This window comes from Paenalcaligenes sp. Me52 (assembly GCF_050487965.1).
Taxonomy (GTDB): domain Bacteria; phylum Pseudomonadota; class Gammaproteobacteria; order Burkholderiales; family Burkholderiaceae_B; genus Paenalcaligenes.
On sequence record NZ_JBKQFO010000001.1, the window covers coordinates 723,703 to 738,768 of the forward strand.

At 51.2% G+C, this 15,066-nt stretch carries 15 protein-coding genes and 1 riboswitch; of the genes, 4 read left to right on the forward strand and 11 right to left on the reverse strand.

The window, feature by feature from the left end; genetic code table 11:
• The first annotated feature begins 54 nt into the window (after nt 1–54).
• Complete coding sequence (locus ACLO87_RS03345; RefSeq protein WP_430220677.1) at nt 55–969, forward strand: LysR family transcriptional regulator; 915 nt, start codon at nt 55–57, stop codon at nt 967–969.
• A 25-nt stretch (nt 970–994) separates the two neighbouring features.
• On the opposite strand, the gene ACLO87_RS03350 is transcribed toward ACLO87_RS03345, so the two are convergent.
• A complete protein-coding gene (locus ACLO87_RS03350) occupies nt 995–1,732 on the reverse strand; it encodes a siderophore-interacting protein (protein ID WP_430222782.1) in 738 nt (245 codons plus the stop codon).
• Entirely contained in the window at nt 1,725–2,945 is a 1,221-nt protein-coding gene (locus ACLO87_RS03355; protein WP_430222783.1) for an arabinose transporter, read from the reverse strand. The genes ACLO87_RS03350 and ACLO87_RS03355 overlap by 8 nt, the downstream gene beginning before the upstream one ends.
• 87 nt (nt 2,946–3,032) lie before the next feature.
• Between ACLO87_RS03355 and ACLO87_RS03360 the strand changes: the two genes are divergently transcribed.
• Nucleotides 3,033–3,662 carry a TetR/AcrR family transcriptional regulator gene (locus tag ACLO87_RS03360; RefSeq protein ID WP_135861558.1) on the forward strand — a complete coding sequence of 210 codons (630 nt, stop codon included), beginning with the start codon at nt 3,033–3,035 and terminating at the stop codon, nt 3,660–3,662.
• Here the strand turns inward: ACLO87_RS03360 and ribB are convergent.
• The 3 genes from ribB to ACLO87_RS03375 form a co-directional block, all read right to left on the reverse strand.
• A complete protein-coding gene (gene ribB / locus ACLO87_RS03365; RefSeq protein ID WP_430222784.1) occupies nt 3,659–4,345 on the reverse strand; it encodes a 3,4-dihydroxy-2-butanone-4-phosphate synthase in 687 nt (228 codons plus the stop codon). The genes ACLO87_RS03360 and ribB overlap by 4 nt on opposite strands.
• A 112-nt stretch (nt 4,346–4,457) precedes the next feature.
• Nucleotides 4,458–4,627, reverse strand: a riboswitch (FMN riboswitch).
• 150 nt (nt 4,628–4,777) lie between these two features.
• A complete protein-coding gene (locus tag ACLO87_RS03370) occupies nt 4,778–5,971 on the reverse strand; it encodes an acyl-CoA dehydrogenase (RefSeq protein WP_135861560.1) in 1,194 nt (397 codons plus the stop codon).
• Between the two features lie 17 nt (nt 5,972–5,988).
• Nucleotides 5,989–7,686 carry a thiamine pyrophosphate-binding protein gene (locus ACLO87_RS03375; RefSeq protein WP_430222785.1) on the reverse strand — a complete coding sequence of 566 codons (1,698 nt, stop codon included), beginning with the start codon at nt 7,684–7,686 and terminating at the stop codon, nt 5,989–5,991.
• A 149-nt stretch (nt 7,687–7,835) separates the two neighbouring features.
• On the opposite strand from ACLO87_RS03375, the gene ACLO87_RS03380 reads away from it, so the two are divergent.
• The gene (locus ACLO87_RS03380) at nt 7,836–8,729 is read left to right on the forward strand and encodes a LysR family transcriptional regulator (protein WP_135861562.1); all 894 of its coding nucleotides are present in this window, start codon (nt 7,836–7,838) and stop codon (nt 8,727–8,729) included.
• 938 nt (nt 8,730–9,667) lie between these two features.
• On the opposite strand, the gene purU is transcribed toward ACLO87_RS03380, so the two are convergent.
• Genes purU through ACLO87_RS03400 form a run of 4 tightly spaced genes read right to left on the reverse strand, consistent with a single transcriptional unit; the run spans nt 9,668 to nt 12,307 of the window.
• A complete protein-coding gene (gene purU, locus ACLO87_RS03385; RefSeq protein ID WP_135861563.1) occupies nt 9,668–10,519 on the reverse strand; it encodes a formyltetrahydrofolate deformylase in 852 nt (283 codons plus the stop codon).
• A gap of 39 nt (nt 10,520–10,558) precedes the next feature.
• Nucleotides 10,559–11,071 (reverse strand): flavin reductase family protein, encoded by a 513-nt coding sequence (locus ACLO87_RS03390; RefSeq protein ID WP_135861564.1) that lies wholly within the window; start codon nt 11,069–11,071, stop codon nt 10,559–10,561.
• A 19-nt stretch (nt 11,072–11,090) separates the two neighbouring features.
• The gene (gene pdxH, locus ACLO87_RS03395; RefSeq protein ID WP_135861565.1) at nt 11,091–11,720 is read right to left on the reverse strand and encodes a pyridoxamine 5'-phosphate oxidase; all 630 of its coding nucleotides are present in this window, start codon (nt 11,718–11,720) and stop codon (nt 11,091–11,093) included.
• Nucleotides 11,721–11,722: 2 nt separating this feature from the next.
• Nucleotides 11,723–12,307: a gamma-glutamylcyclotransferase gene (locus ACLO87_RS03400; RefSeq protein ID WP_135861589.1), complete on the reverse strand. Its 585-nt coding sequence runs from the start codon at nt 12,305–12,307 to the stop codon at nt 11,723–11,725.
• Nucleotides 12,308–12,525: 218 nt separating this feature from the next.
• Here ACLO87_RS03400 and ACLO87_RS03405 point away from each other — a divergent pair, with 218 nt between their 5' ends.
• Nucleotides 12,526–13,317, forward strand: a complete 792-nt coding sequence (locus ACLO87_RS03405) for a tRNA threonylcarbamoyladenosine dehydratase (RefSeq protein ID WP_430222786.1) — start codon at nt 12,526–12,528, stop codon at nt 13,315–13,317.
• Here the strand turns inward: ACLO87_RS03405 and ACLO87_RS03410 are convergent.
• Both ACLO87_RS03410 and pabB read right to left on the reverse strand, forming a co-directional pair.
• On the reverse strand, nt 13,314–13,940 hold the full coding sequence (locus ACLO87_RS03410; protein WP_430222787.1) for an aminotransferase class IV: 627 nt from the start codon (nt 13,938–13,940) through the stop codon (nt 13,314–13,316). The genes ACLO87_RS03405 and ACLO87_RS03410 overlap by 4 nt on opposite strands.
• A gap of 10 nt (nt 13,941–13,950) precedes the next feature.
• Nucleotides 13,951–15,063, reverse strand: coding sequence for an aminodeoxychorismate synthase component I (pabB, locus tag ACLO87_RS03415; RefSeq protein ID WP_430222788.1), 1,113 nt, complete (start codon nt 15,061–15,063; stop codon nt 13,951–13,953).
• Nucleotides 15,064–15,066 lie beyond the last annotated feature (3 nt).

Consider the following 15,066-nt stretch of genomic DNA (forward strand, 5'->3'; position numbering starts at 1 on the left):
CCGTAACGCTGCAGAGATAGGCGGATGATGACGGCTATTCGGAGACCAAGCTTTATGTCGGATATCAATCTGAATTCATTGAAATCCCTGATTATTTTCAAAGTGTTATACGAAACGGGTACGGCGACCCGTACCGCCAAAGATTTGGGTATTACGCAATCGGGGGTAAGTCGTTCACTGGCACAACTAGAAGAGAACATAGGCATACAGTTGTTCATGCGGCATAAAAAACGCTTGGTGGCGTTACCCGAGGCCGATGAGCTGTATAACGAGATACTGCGCTTGATTGGTAATTTAGAAGAAATGAAGCACAGTATTGTGGCGTTGCGTGAGTTTGGGGTGTCGCGCTTACGTCTGGTGTCTGCACCGGCGTTAGGCTTTGGTTATGTGCCGCAACTGATCGCCAGCGTACTGCGCATTAATCCGCACTACAGTTTTTCCTTCGACATTTTATCTAGCCCCGAAATTGTACGCGGCGTGGAGTCAGGCTTATTTGATGCTGGTTTTGTCACGCTACCAGTGTCTACGCAGTCGCTGGTGGTAGAGGAACTGTTTGATGTTGAGGCGGTGTGCTTGATTCCTTCCGATCATCCTTTGGCATCGCGTGAACAAATAGGGCTGGAAGACTTACAAGATCAGCATTTGGTGATTCCTAATCAGCCTAACTTGGCGGCAGATCAGTTGCTGCTGTTGATTGCTCAACATGGGGTGAATATTGCAGGGAAAACCGAATCCAATATCGCCAGTATTTGCAGTTTGGTCGCGAATGGCGTGGGGGTGGGGTTGATTAACCCGCTGACGGCGCATGACATGAATACTAATGGTGGCTTGTCTATTAAGCCATTCAGACCAGCGTTTAAATACCGTTTTGGTTTGGTATATAAACAGAACTGGTCTGAAAACAGGCTGATTGAGTTACTGAAAAACAATCTGCCTGACTTAACGAAGTATACGCAGATGGGGCACTAAGCTCGTAAGGTAAAGGACGTAGGCGTTACGAATCTTTGTGATCGCCTTCGCCAGCTTTCCAATAGCCTTTGGCACTAACGCGATGCTTAGGTAGCTCTAAATCTTGCAAATAATGCAGTCGCAGTGTGCGTATGGCGGTAGACTCACCCGCTATCCAGATATAGCCAGGGCCTACGGGCAGCGATTGCGACAGCAGTGTTTTGCACAGATTTTGGCAAGGCTCAGACGATGCGATGACCCACTGTGTACGCAAGATAGCAGGGCTGGGTATGGGTTGTTGCTCCAGTTTATCTGGCACTTCAATAAAGACGCGGGCATCAATTTCAGGTGGAAGCTGAGCCGTAATACTTTGTATACCGGGTAAGGCAGTAGTATCACCAGCAATAAGTACCCATTCAGCATCGCAAGGTAGAGAGAAGCCCCCACTGCGCGGGCCAGCAATACCTAGATGTTCACCTGCAGTGGCTTGCGATGCCCAGAATGATGCAGGGCCAGAGTCAGCATCTGTGCCATGCAGTACAAAATCCAGATCCACAGTACCTGCTTCGTGGTCTATATGGCGGATGGTGTAGGCCCTACCTTCACCAGAAGGTAGAAAGACTTTCACCCATGCAGCAGGCTCAGTCACGCCTTCTACGGTTAAAAATTCAGCAATTTCGTCGCCACCAACGGTAATGCGTTGCATCAGTGGAGTGACGGCATGTACATCACGCACCACGCCTACGGCGCGGGCGGTACGAGGCTTTTGTATTACTTCAGACATGTTGTGTTCCTTTGGGTGCTGAAATCAACAGGCGTACCGCGACCAGCAAGGAGGACGCTACGGCAATAGCACCCACCAAATACACGGCATCAACGCCCCATGTACCGGCTACAGCACCCAATGCAGGGCCGGTAATTCCTAACGAAATATCTAAGAAAGCCACATAAGCACCCATGGCTACACCACGGTTTTGTGGTGGCGCACGGCGCACGGCTTCTACGCCAAAACCAGGGAAAGCAAGCGAGTAACCAAAACCGGTAAGGGCTGCACCAACGTAAGCAATGACGGCGGTATCTGCACCCCAGATCAGCAGTTGGCCCAACGCTTCGATGAGTACGCAAACCAGTGCAACGCGAGCGCCACCCAGTTTGTCGGGTAAGTGGCCAAAGAAAATACGCGCAGCGATGAAGGCTAAACCAAAGGCCGTGAAGGCGAGCGAGGCATTACCCCAGTCGTGCGCAGCAAAGAGCAACGCGATAAAGGCAGTAATCACCCCAAAGCCTACGCTGGACAGCGCTAAGCCCATCCCTGCCCCCCATACAAGGCCCAACACTTTGTAGAAAGGAGTACGACGATTCGCCGTGGGTGGTAAGGAGCGTAGGTTGGCAATCACAGCCAGAGAAAGAATGGGCAGTACCGCCGCCACGACAGAGATACCAGCAAAGCCTTGTAGGTCATTGATAGCAACACCAACGGGAGCTCCCACAGCGTATGCACCGTACATGGCAATACCTACCCATGCCATGACTTTGCCCGCATTTTGTGGGCCCACCAGACCTACGCCCCAACTGAGTGCCCCGGTGACGACCAAGCTTTCACCGCAGCCTAGCAGCACACGTCCTAGAAGCAGTATCCACACAGAGGTAGTGGGGGACTGGGTGAAAGCCAAGGAGGCTAGGTAAGCAATCCCCGAACTTGAGGCCAAAAGAAAGCCCATGACTACGGCGCGTTTAGCACCACGGGTATCGGCTAAATTGCCAGCCCATGCACGGGAAAGTAGAGCGGCAGCAAATTGTGCACCTATCACAATCCCAACCACCAACGTGCTCATTCCCAACCCGTCATGCACATGCAGAGGCAGAACGGGTAAAGGTAGCCCGATGGTGAGAAAACCTATAAACACTGCCAAGGTAATAGGCAGCAACGTCACAAAAATATTCGCTACTGGTGATGCCGCCGTGGCGGCAGAGGTAGCCTTCAAACGACCAGACATGAAAAACTCCGAACATGAGCATTTACTCGATATTTGATATAATATGAATGTTTACTCACGTTGAAAACTCATGTTTGGATGGCGTATATGGAAGCCTTACCTCAACCACGGCGCGTCCCGCGTCAAGCCCGTTCTAGGGCGTTAGTAGAAGCAATTTTGGAAGCAACGGCTCGCGTTTTAACCGAACGAGGCTATGCTGGCACCAATACCAATGTGGTGGCAGAACGTGCCGGAGTTAGTGTGGGATCGGTGTATCAGTACTTTCCTAACAAGGATTCACTGATCACGGCGTTACATGAACGGCATGCCGCAGAAATGCAGGCAGCCATAGAAACCGTATTAGTGACTGCACAGCCACGTAGCCTATATGAGCATTTGCGAGCTATTGTGCATGCGTTGCTGGCAGCCCATCAGGTATCACCTGAATTGCATAGGGTGCTAGAGAAAGAGTTTCCGTTTTTTGATGCACCACGGGATCAAAGCCCTGCGGATCAAAGCATCTTTTTGCGTATACGGAAATTGCTGGAAGACCACCGCAATGAAGTCGCCCCCACCAATCTGGATTTAGCCACCTGGGTGGTATTACAGACGATGGAGGCGCTGATTCATGCGGCAGTGATTACGCCATTGCCGCAGCATTCTATGGACGATGTAGAGCAGGCGATTGTGGATACCTTGGCTGGCTACTTGTTGAGCAGACAGCCTAGTCCCTGTTAATACACTGAACCCGTGTCTTGACAGTAGGTCACCAGATCGGCGATGGCCAGTACGGGCAATTGATTACGCTCGGCGTAGTCAAATACATCATCGCCACGCATCATGGTGCCGTCTGGGTTCATCAACTCGCACAACACGCCCATAGGGCGTAAGCCAGCTAAGGCAGCCAAACATACGGAGCCTTCGGTATGGCCTTGTCTGGCCAATACGCCACCCGGATGAGCGCGCAACGGGAATACGTGTCCGGGGCGGATCAAATCATGAGGCTGTGCTGTGGGGGCGATAGCTGCCTGAATAGTGGTCAGTCGGTCGCGAGCACTCACACCGGTGGTAACGCCTTCACGCGCTTCAATGGTGACGGTAAACGCAGTACCGTAGGGACTTTCGTTGTTGGGCACCATTTGCGGTAAGCCTAAACGAGCCAGAGTGTCTTCAGTCAGACATAGGCAGACAATGCCACTGCCATCGCGGATCATTTGCGCCATGCCGCTTTCAGACAAGCATTCAGCAGCAAAGATTAGGTCAGCTTCGTTCTCGCGGTCATAGTCATCCATGACTACAACAGGAATACCGGCACGCACAGCATCTAAGGCAGCATACACGCGTTGGTGTACAGCTTCAGTGGTAGAAGGGAAGTTCGCAAGGGCAGGCGCTGCGCGCTCTGCTAGAGTGGTATGAGACATATAAACGCTCCTCGTAGACAACAATAATGAGAAGACGTTTTCGGGGCATGCAGCAGCACACACGATACCCAATTCCTAGGCGCGTGCCTACGTGATGAGGTCGTGTAATACCACACATCTTCTTTCATCCGGACTATGACCGTCGGCTCTGGTTTGTGTGCCAGATCTGCTGACCCCACGCATTGCTGCATGGGCGCTCGCGGGCTTATAAAGACCAATCAGCGCGATGCTGTTGCTTTACCTACCGCCGGTGGGGAGTTACACCCCGCCCTGAAGACGCTTAGTATTGGCAGAAGTACCAATCACTCGATTTTATAGAGCCTAGCCACGGCGTTCAACTCGCGTTTGGTTATAAGCAAAAAAAAGCACCCTTGGGTAAGGGTGCTCCAAAAAAGCGGATCTTCACGTAAAAAAGACCAGCACTGCTTTTGATTAATAGAAGGCTTGCAGACCTGTTTGTGCACGGCCCAATATCAGGGCGTGAACGTCGTGTGTACCTTCATAGGTGTTCACAACTTCCAAGTTCACCAAGTGGCGGGCAACACCGAACTCGTCGGAGATACCGTTACCACCCAGCATGTCACGTGCCAAACGTGCAATATCCAAAGATTTACCGCAAGAGTTGCGTTTCATGATGGAGGTGATTTCTACAGCAGCAATACCTTCGTCTTTCATGCGGCCCAAGCGCAAGCAACCTTGTAAGCCCAATGTGATTTCAGTTTGCATGTCGGCCAGTTTTTTCTGGATCAATTGGTTAGCAGCCAAGGGGCGACCAAACTGTTTGCGATCCAGTGTGTACTGACGTGCAGTGTGCCAGCAGCTTTCTGCAGCACCCAGAGCACCCCAAGCAATACCGTAACGAGCGGAGTTCAAGCAAGTGAATGGGCCACGCAGACCAGTCACTTTAGGCAGCATTTGAGCTTCTGATACAGGCACTTCGTCCATGACGATTTCACCCGTGATGGAAGCACGCAGACCAACTTTGCCGTGTATAGCAGGAGCGGACAAACCTTTCATGCCTTTTTCCAAGATGAAGCCACGGATTTTGCCGTCGTCTTCACCGCCAACTACCTTCGCCCATACAACGAATACATCCGCGATAGGGGAGTTAGTGATCCACATTTTGGCACCGGTCAGCAGGTAGCCGTCGCTAGTTTTAACGGCGCGTGTTTCCATGCCGCCTGGGTCGGAACCGTGGTTAGGCTCTGTCAAACCAAAACAACCGATCCATTCGCCGGAAGCCAGTTTAGGCAGGTATTTCTTTTTCTGCTCTTCGCTACCGAATTCGTTGATAGGTACCATCACCAAAGAGGACTGTACGCTCATCATGGAACGGTAACCGGAGTCTACGTATTCCACTTCTCTAGCGATCAAACCGTAGCACACGTAGTTCAGGCCAGAGCCACCGTATTCTTCAGGAATAGTTGGTCCCAGCAAGCCCAGCTCACCCATTTCACGGAAAATGGATACATCTGTTTGCTCATTGCGGAAAGCTTCCAGCACGCGAGGTGCCAGTTTTTCCTGGGCATACGCATGCGCCGCATCGCGCACCATACGCTCTTCTTCCGTCAACTGCGTGGATAGCAAGAGAGGGTCTTCCCAGTGAAAAGAAGGCTTGCTGGACATGTGATTCTCCTAGTGTTCTAACGATGTTGAGTGTTAAGCGCATGTTCGCGGATCTGGTCCAAACTCATACTTGGTGTAATGGCTTGGGGGTCCTGCAAACAATGCAAAATGGCGGGTTTGCCGCTTGCCCGTGCTCGTTCAAAAGCGGCTGGGAAATCGGCACTATTTTCTACCCGTTCGCCGTAGCCACCAAAGGCTTCAGCATAACGGGCGAAGTCGGGGTTGTTCAATACCGTGGCAGAAACACGGCCAGGGTATTCACGTTCTTGGTGCATACGGATGGTGCCGTACATACCGTTATCAATCAGCAAAACGATAATAGGCAGGTCGTATTGCACGGCTGTGGCAAATTCTTGGCCGTGCATCATGAAGCAGCCGTCACCCGCAAAGCAGACTACGGTGGATTCAGGATTAATACGTTTGGCCGCTACCGCAGCAGGTAAACCATAGCCCATAGAGCCAGAGGTAGGGGCTAGCTGTGTACCAAATTTGTTAAAGCGGTGGAAGCGGTGTAGCCACGTTGCATAGTTGCCAGCGCCGTTACACATAATGGCATCAGCGGGCAAAGCAGTACGCAAATGACGCATTACATCCGCCATCTGGAACTTGCCAGGGCTGCGAATGGCGTCTGGGTTGCTCCAGTCCAAATAGCTTTGATGCAGCGTTTTGACGCGTTCTGCATCTGCTTTGTTACTTAGCTGTTCAGGCAAAGCAGCCACGAAATCTTTGGGGCTAAGGGCAATACCAAGCGTGTTTTGGTAGGTGCGGTTTAGCTCGCTGATGTCGGGGTGTACATGGATCAGGGTTTGATGCGGGGTAGGAATATCAAACAAGGTGTAGCTTTGGCTAGGCACCTCGGACATACGTCCACCCAACAGCAAAATTGTGTCGGCTTCTTTGATGGCAGCAATCAGTTTAGGATTCACGCCCAAGCCCACATCCCCAATGTAGTTAGGGTGGTCTGCTGAAAACAGCGCTTGCCGTCTGAACTGTACGGCAACTGGTAGGTGATTCTTTTCAGCAAAATCTTGGAAAGCTTTGCGGCTTTCCGCTGTCCAGCCGCTACCACCCAGAATCGCCAATGGTTTTTTGGCGTTAGACAGTAGGCTATCCAGTGACTGCAATTGACTACTACTTAGGCCACCACTGACAGGCTCAGGAATACGAGCATCAGGGGCGGTGCTGGTTTCTACCAGCATGTCTTCCGGCAAGGCTATGACTACTGGGCCGGGACGTCCGCTGGTGGCAATATGAAAGGCGCGAGCAATGATTTCAGGAATGCGATCAACCTGATCGATCTCAGTTACCCATTTGCACTGCGTACCAAACACAGCGCGGTAATCCATTTCTTGGAAGGCTTCGCGCTCGCGCATGCCTCGTTCGATTTGGCCTACAAATAAAATCAGAGGGGTGGAATCTTGTTTAGCAATGTGTATGCCAGCCAGTGCGTTGGATGCACCGGGGCCACGTGTGACCATACAAATCCCGGGTTGGCCCGTCAGCTTGCCATAAGCGTCAGCCATCATGGCTGCGCCTCCTTCTTGACGGCATACGGTAATATCAACCTTGGCGTCGTGCAGCCCGTCTAATACGGCCAGGTAACTTTCACCTGGCACGCAGAATACGTGCTCAACACCTTGTTTGACCAACTGGTCTACCAGCAGATGGCCACCTAAACGGGAGTGTTGCATATGTGTTTTTGTAGTAGTAGTCATAGTTGCAGGTTATGTGCGTTTGTGGCACAAATCAATTGATAAAATTGCACAACATCGTGTGTTAAATGCACGACCAAAAAATATAGTAGAGAATGTTTGGTGCAGCAGATAGTTGCAGCGCAACATTTGTTATGGGATACGGGTAAACCATGAGACACGGAGTACCAAGTTTAGGGGCGTTACAGGCGTTTGAAGCCACTGCGCGATTGGGGTCATTTTCGCGTGCGGCAGAAGAGCTGTCGCTCACACATAGTGCGGTGTACCGACAGGTCTCCGGGCTAGAGGAAAGCCTAGGCGTGCAATTGCTCACACGAGTACGACGTCGTATTGCATTGACGGATGCGGGGGCAGAATACGCTGCGCGCGTACGTTTGCATCTAGAACAACTGGAAAAAGACACGCTCAGTTTGATGACGCGCTCAGCCTTGGGGCGCAGTTTGCACTTAGCCGTTCTGCCCACGTTGGCGACAGTGTGGTTGATGCCCATTCTGGCTGAGTTTGCCAAAGTGCGTCCCGACATCACCATCAACTTATCCATACGCACATTGCCCTTTCAGTTTGCGGATAACCCCTTTGATGCGGCTATTTATCACGCCGCACAACTATGGCCACGCACGCAGGGCATCAAGCTATTTGAGGAAAGTGACCTAGTGCCAGTGTGCACACCTGCTACCTTGGAGCATGCCCAAGGCCAGATACAAAAGATGACGCACTTGCACATGATCTCTAGGCCAGATGCATGGCGCATGTGGTATCGAGAACAGGGGCTTGAGCACTTACCGTTGGCCGAAGCTGGACCACGTTATGAACTGTTTTCCTTAACTCTGTTGGCGGTGCGTGCTGGTATGGGTGTAGGGCTAATCCCAAGATTTCTCGTTGAGACCGAATTGCAAAACGGCAGTTTAGTGACGGCGCACGAAGGTACTTTGGCTGGGCGCGAGGCTTATTTCTTCAGCTATCCTGTGGATAACGAAAATATGGAAGCGTTAGTGGCCTTCAGGGATTGGTTGAAACGTAGATTGGGATTGCCGGCGAAGGGCTAACGATATTTAGGATTTCGGGGGACTGAGAGGAAGTCTTTGTGGTTTGGTGTCTCAAATCACAAAAAGTACTCCTGCAATTCTCAACGTGAGCGATGAATGCAGCACCAACGTACTCACCACTGGCTGCTGTAGCTAGCACTGCGAAAAGTATTTTTTAATTTGACCACCAAATAAAAAAATACTTTCCTCCGTTTTCCCTCCATCGCTTGCCACGGTTTTTAGTGTGGTTGCCGTTGAAGCTAATGGGTACTTCTGTGGCAGATGAAGGGGCATGTTTAGCAGTTTCTGAAGACGCCTACCTATTCTGTGTGCTGATAATCTCGGCATTTTCTGCCTTCATCGAAACAACTAAACTGTATTTTCTGATGGTACAGCTGACATTACAGAAGATCTAAACACTTGCATCCCAATTGGATCAAGCTGTGCCAATAACACAAAAGAAAGGGCAGTAAACCTATCCACACTCAGAACAACCGGGGGACGGAGAGGAAACTTTTTTGATTTGGTGTCTCAAATCACAAAAAGTATTCCTGCAGTTCCCCGACATGTGCGATGAATACAGCACCACGCATACTCATTACTGGTAGCGCGTGCGATGAATGTGGCATTCTCGCAGCCACCTTAGCAAGTAACCGAGAGCCAAGCAGGATACCCAAATACGAAGCCACTATTACTGAAGAAAGGGCAGTAAACCTATCCACACTCAGAACAACCGGGGGACGGAGAGGAAACTTTTGTGATTTGGTGTCTCAAATCACAAAAAGTATTCCTGCAGTTCCCCGACATGTGCGATGAATGCGGTATCAAAGTTCCCACCACTGACTGTAGTGGCTAGCACAGCAAAAACAAAGAACCTCTGGCGCAACAACACCAGAGGTTCTTCAGTCTAGCTACCTAGGGGAAGAGAAAACTCAGCCCCTGTACAACAGCTTACCGTCTTAACGGAACACAATCGTACGCTGACCGTTCAGCAAAATACGATGCTGAACGTGTGCCGCTACTGCGCGGGACAGCACCAGTGATTCCACATCACTACCCACTTGGGTCAGTTCGTGGGCACTCATAGAGTGGTTCACGCGCTCGATATCTTGCTCGATGATTGGGCCTTCATCCAAATCTTCAGTCACGTAGTGAGCCGTTGCACCAATGATCTTCACACCGCGAGCATGCGCTTGGTGGTAAGGACGTGCGCCTTTGAAGCTAGGCAAGAAACTGTGGTGAATGTTGATGGCACGACCAGACAACGCACGGCACAGTTCAGGTGACAAGATTTGCATGTAACGGGCCAACACAACCAGATCAATACCCAGTGTGTCTACGAAACGCAGAATTTGTTGTTCTTGTTCTTGCTTGGTTTCAGCCGTAACAGGTAGGTGGTGGAAGGGGATGTTGTAAGACGATGCCAGCGTGGCGTGGTCTTGGTGGTTGGACAACACCGCTGCAATTTCTACAGGCAACTGACCACTATGTGTGCGGAACAACAAGTCGTTCAAGCAGTGACCCTGACGGCTGACCAGAATCAAGATGCGTGCTTTACGGCTGGCATCATAGATGTGAGCATCCATGTTGAACTCGGTGGCCAGTGGAGAAAAGGCCTCGTTCAGTTCTGTGACATTGGTCTCTTTACCTGACAAAGAAAAGTGAATGCGCAGGAAGAAACGCTCGGTTTCTGCATCGCCAAATTGCTGGGCTTGAACCACGTTACCGTGTTGTTCCAGCAGCCAACCAGTAACGGCGTGGACGATACCTGTGCGATCAGGACAGGAAAGGGTCAGGATGTAGTCAGACATTGTGAGGTGTAGAAGATAATTAAAATTGTTTGGTAAAGCTTAACGCGGGGTCAGCGCAAACTTGCTGGCGTGATAAATCAGAGGGGCGGTATCAGTGTGCATACAGTGTTCTACCTGACCAATAAACAGGTAGTGATCGCCTGTTTCATGTTGGCTAACATTGCGACACTCGAACCAGGCGCACAAGCCCTGATCTTCCAGCATTAAGGTGCCACCCGGTGCACGACCTAATGGATGGCCGTGAAAACGTTCGGCTTGAGGGCCCATTGCAAAGCGTTTGGCCATTTTTTCTTGAGAAGCCCCCAGCACGTGGATGACGTAGCTTGGTGCGTGTAGAAAGTGTGGCAATGATCGGGCTTTTTTATCCAGCGACCAAACGATGAGTGGAGGGTCCAGCGATAACGTGTTAAATGAACTGGCCGTAAGACCCCACGGCTCGCACTCAGGCGCGAGCCCTTCGGTAGTAATTACGGTGACACCTGTAGCAAAGCGGCTTAGCGCAGATTTGAAAAAAGGTGTATCAAATGCAGGGGGAGAAAGCTGTTCAGACATGGCGGCATACACTACCATATCAAGGCGCTAAACGCGATACAGTCCACTCAGAATCTGTGAGATTAAACACAAATCTGTCGTGCAAACGGCAGGCACGACCTTGCCAAAATTCAATGTGCTCAGGCACTAACACGTAGCCGCCCCAGTTTTCTGGGCGTGGTGGGTGATCACCATACTGTTTTTGCAACTCTTGCACACGTTGTTCTAGATCGCTGCGGCGTACGGGCTGGCTTTGTGGTGAAGCAAGCGCGCTGATACGGGATTCTACAGGGCGGCTGTGGAAGTATTCCTCAGCAATTTCCGCGCTCAGCTTGTGTACACGGCCTTCAAAACGTACTTGGCGGTGCAGGCTAGGCCAGAAGAACATCAAGCAAGCACGGTCGTTATGGGCCAAGTCTTGGCCTTTACGTGAGTCGAAGTTTGTGAAGAAACGCAGACCATCTTCTTCGTAGTTCTTCAGCAAAACAATGCGTGAGGTAGGTTGGCCTTCGGCATTCACGGTGGACAATGTCATGGCAGTAGGCTCAATGGCATTGTCGTCCATGGCTTCTTTTAGCCAGTGGTGAAACTGAACACGGGGATTAGGGTCCAGCCCGCTTTCGTCCAGCGTGAATCGGGTGTATTCGTTGCGGTAATCAGAAAGTTTCATGGTCAGGCTGTCTGTAAAGCTGAGGAAGAGAGTAGTGACGAACTGTTTTGCAATGCTTGCACTAAGGATTGCAGTCGTTTGTCTTCAATTTTAGACCTTTTTAGGGCCTCGGCTGTTTCCATTACGTATTCAATGCAGGGGCCATTGATGCCGTGAGCACCATAAATCACATGGATCAACTGCTCTAACGGCATGCGGGGCACGTAGCCTTGATAGCTGCGGTTCATCACAAACACCAGTGCATTCACCATGCCGTGTTCGGTATGGCATGGCAACCAGCGCGGAATATATGCACCGCTAGGCATTTCCCTGCGCCATAAGGCGTCAAAGGCTTCGGGTACTTCGTGACCGGCAATCCTAAAGGCCATACCACGACATGAGCCACCATTATCCAGACCAAAAACTACTCCCGGGCGTTCCGGAGTGCCGCGGTTGATGTGCGACCACAAACACAACGAGCGGTGGTAACCATGCAATCTGGCATGACGTTGCTCCAGAAAATCAAATTCTGGGCGCCAGATCAAAGAACCGTAGCCATAGACCCAGACATCCGTTCCGGGAGTCCAGTGTGCCAAGCTATGTTGCATGGATTGATTACGTTCAGCGTCACTAAGCACCTTAAAGGATGCGGGAGTGGGTACGTCAGAAACAGGATAGGTGTTCACGGTAATGGCTTAGTAGAAGATTCCATTGACAGAATATAGTCTTGTATTGTAGAACAACCGGCCACGACTGGCGAAACCACGCGTTAAAATGTGGGGTAATTCACGCAAGCGCGCTGTTTTGAATGCAAAGGATAGTAGCAATGAGCGAAAGCTTTGAACGACGTTTTGGTGCTCTGGACCGTTTATACGGTGCAGGCAGTACAGCTGGCTTTGCCGCTGCACACATTATGATCGCCGGTATTGGCGGGGTGGGTAGCTGGTGTGCGGAAGCGGTGGCGCGTCATGGCGTAGGGAAAATCACGCTGATCGATTTGGACCATATTGCCGAATCCAACATTAATCGCCAGTTACCCGCCTTAGGTAGCACCATCGGTAAGGCCAAAGCTCTGGCCATGGCCGAACGTATCGCGGACATTAATCCACAGGCTCAGGTAGAGATCGTGGATGATTTTGTCAGTGCCGACAACATCGCTGAGCTGCTGCAGTTGCAGCCTGATGTGTTGATTGATTGCACCGATCAGATTAGCGCTAAGTTAGCGATGGTGGTGGAGGCTAAGCGGTGCAAGGTGCCTTTGATTGTGTGCGGTGCTGCTGGTGGAAAACGTGATGTGTTGGCGTTGCGTAGCAGTGACCTTTCACAAACCTCGCACGATGCATTATTGGCCAGATTACGTAATCAATTACGCCGCCAACACGGTTTTCCTAGACCCAAAGCAGAAAAGGGCGCACGCATTCCTAAAATGGGTGTGACATGTTTGTGGGTGGAAGAGACCGCTGTAATGCCTGAACTGTGGAAGCAGGGGGAAAGCCCAGAAGCGCCACAAGGGTTGTCGTGTGCGGGTTATGGTTCAGCAGTGACACTAACGGCCAGCATGGGGCTGGCCGCTGCGCAATTAGCCATTAATAGGATTGTGGCGAAACAGGCGGGTTAATTCACCAGTGTGGCATTCAGCCAGCCACGTAAGGCATTGGATACCCGTATGGCTTGCGCGTGTTGCAAGTCAGCGGGGGTTAACACCGCTTCTTTAGCTTGGCCGCTTTGCAGCAATTGTTCACGCATTACCCCCGGTAATAGTCCACAGCGTAAAGGCGGTGTAAGCCACTCGCCATCGCGTTGCACATAAATATTGCTGCGACTGCCTTCGCATAGCTCGCCTTGTTGATTGCAGAAAATCACATCAAACAATTGTGGCTGATGGAGCAACGTTTGGGTGGCGGCTTGGTACCACGGTCTATGGCTACTTTTGATGCCTAACCAGGGGCTTTCGGGTAAGGGAGTGTCTGCCAGCAGGATAGGCACAGGCTCTATATCCGGTGCAAGAGCAGAGTGTTCTAAAACGGGCTGCCCTTCGTTATCCAAGGTAAGACGCAAGCGCCACACCCCATCTTCAAGTGAGGCTACGTACTGTGCTATGTGTGCGCTGATGTTGTCGCGGCAAAAGGTGTAATTCAGTTGCTGTGCTGAACGTTGCAAGCGATCTAAATGCGGTTGCAGCAGGGCGATCTGGGCATGTTCTACGCGCATGGTTTCAATTAGCGTGGGATGTATGCTCATGACTTCGTCCTTATTGGGTAAGAATAGGGCTGCCCAGAATACGTGCTTTCCAAAGCAGTTCTTGCCATTCTAGTTCGGGATCGGAATCGTGCACAATGCCTCCGCCCACACCAAAAATGGCCTCATGATTGGTGTGGAACTCCAGCGTGCGTATTGCCACGTTAAAGCGGAAATCCCCCTGAGGTGCTAGCCAGCCTATGCTGCCGCAATAAATACCGCGCTGGCGTTGTTCTAGGGCTTGTAAAGCGGTCATTGCAGCCAGTTTGGGTGCACCAGTGATGGAGCCGCAAGGGAACAAAGCCAGTAGCAGTTGTTCAATATCGTGTTCATCACACAGCGCTTGGATGGTGGATGTCATGGTCCACACCGAGGGGTACTGTTCCACACTCAGTAAGGATTCCACCTTAACGCTGCCTGGGCGTGCCAACCTCCCCAAGTCATTACGCAGCAAATCAACAATCATGACGTTTTCCGCACAGTCTTTTTCACTGTGGCGTAAGGCGTGGGCAGAAGCTTGATCTTCAATTGGATCAGTGAAGCGTGGGCGAGTGCCTTTCATGGGGCGCACGCGTAGTAGATCACCTGTGCGTTCTACAAATAGCTCTGGAGAAAACGAGGCGATCTGGCGGTCTTCGTCTTGGATGAACGCCGAGTAGGCTGTGGGGTGACGTTGAGCCAATGCTCTGTACACCTGTTCGGGCGCTTGGTCACTGTGTACGTGAATGGGGACGGTGTAATTGGCTTGGTAGTATTCGCCGTTGTGAATGTCAGTGCGTATGCGTTCTATGGCACGAATGTAATCTGCTTTTTTCTGTACTAATGTACAGCGCAAAGTGGGTTCGTGTTCTGCGGACTCCCACGGTTGGGTATGTTGTGCAGAGTGATAAAACTGGGCGGTGAGCAAAGGGGCTGCACTAGAGCCTGTGGTTTGGGCTATGCCCAACATGGCAGCGCCTAACTCATAGTCCAGCAATAAACTTGTCCACAGCCCTTTTTGCTGAGCGCGACGAATAGCCTCAAAGACCGCCGGCAATTCGTCTGCATGGTAAGCAGCCACGCGATCAACTGGGTTTTCTAGCACTAACGCCTGACGAGTCAGGCGGTTTTCAAAACGACAATACATGAA

Bases quoted from the DNA above. Each gene is read 5' to 3' on its own strand.
- ACLO87_RS03345 (WP_430220677.1), top strand. From the start codon at position 55: ATGTCGGATATCAATCTGAATTCATTGAAATCCCTGATTATTTTCAAA.
- ACLO87_RS03350 (WP_430222782.1), bottom strand. From the start codon at position 1,732: ATGTCTGAAGTAATACAAAAGCCTCGTACCGCCCGCGCCGTAGGCGTG.
- ACLO87_RS03355 (WP_430222783.1), bottom strand. From the start codon at position 2,945: ATGTCTGGTCGTTTGAAGGCTACCTCTGCCGCCACGGCGGCATCACCA.
- ACLO87_RS03360 (WP_135861558.1), top strand. From the start codon at position 3,033: ATGGAAGCCTTACCTCAACCACGGCGCGTCCCGCGTCAAGCCCGTTCT.
- ribB (WP_430222784.1), bottom strand. From the start codon at position 4,345: ATGTCTCATACCACTCTAGCAGAGCGCGCAGCGCCTGCCCTTGCGAAC.
- ACLO87_RS03370 (WP_135861560.1), bottom strand. From the start codon at position 5,971: ATGTCCAGCAAGCCTTCTTTTCACTGGGAAGACCCTCTCTTGCTATCC.
- ACLO87_RS03375 (WP_430222785.1), bottom strand. From the start codon at position 7,686: ATGACTACTACTACAAAAACACATATGCAACACTCCCGTTTAGGTGGC.
- ACLO87_RS03380 (WP_135861562.1), top strand. From the start codon at position 7,836: ATGAGACACGGAGTACCAAGTTTAGGGGCGTTACAGGCGTTTGAAGCC.
- purU (WP_135861563.1), bottom strand. From the start codon at position 10,519: ATGTCTGACTACATCCTGACCCTTTCCTGTCCTGATCGCACAGGTATC.
- ACLO87_RS03390 (WP_135861564.1), bottom strand. From the start codon at position 11,071: ATGTCTGAACAGCTTTCTCCCCCTGCATTTGATACACCTTTTTTCAAA.
- pdxH (WP_135861565.1), bottom strand. From the start codon at position 11,720: ATGAAACTTTCTGATTACCGCAACGAATACACCCGATTCACGCTGGAC.
- ACLO87_RS03400 (WP_135861589.1), bottom strand. From the start codon at position 12,307: ATGCAACATAGCTTGGCACACTGGACTCCCGGAACGGATGTCTGGGTC.
- ACLO87_RS03405 (WP_430222786.1), top strand. From the start codon at position 12,526: ATGAGCGAAAGCTTTGAACGACGTTTTGGTGCTCTGGACCGTTTATAC.
- ACLO87_RS03410 (WP_430222787.1), bottom strand. From the start codon at position 13,940: ATGAGCATACATCCCACGCTAATTGAAACCATGCGCGTAGAACATGCC.
- pabB (WP_430222788.1), bottom strand. From the start codon at position 15,063: ATGTATTGTCGTTTTGAAAACCGCCTGACTCGTCAGGCGTTAGTGCTA.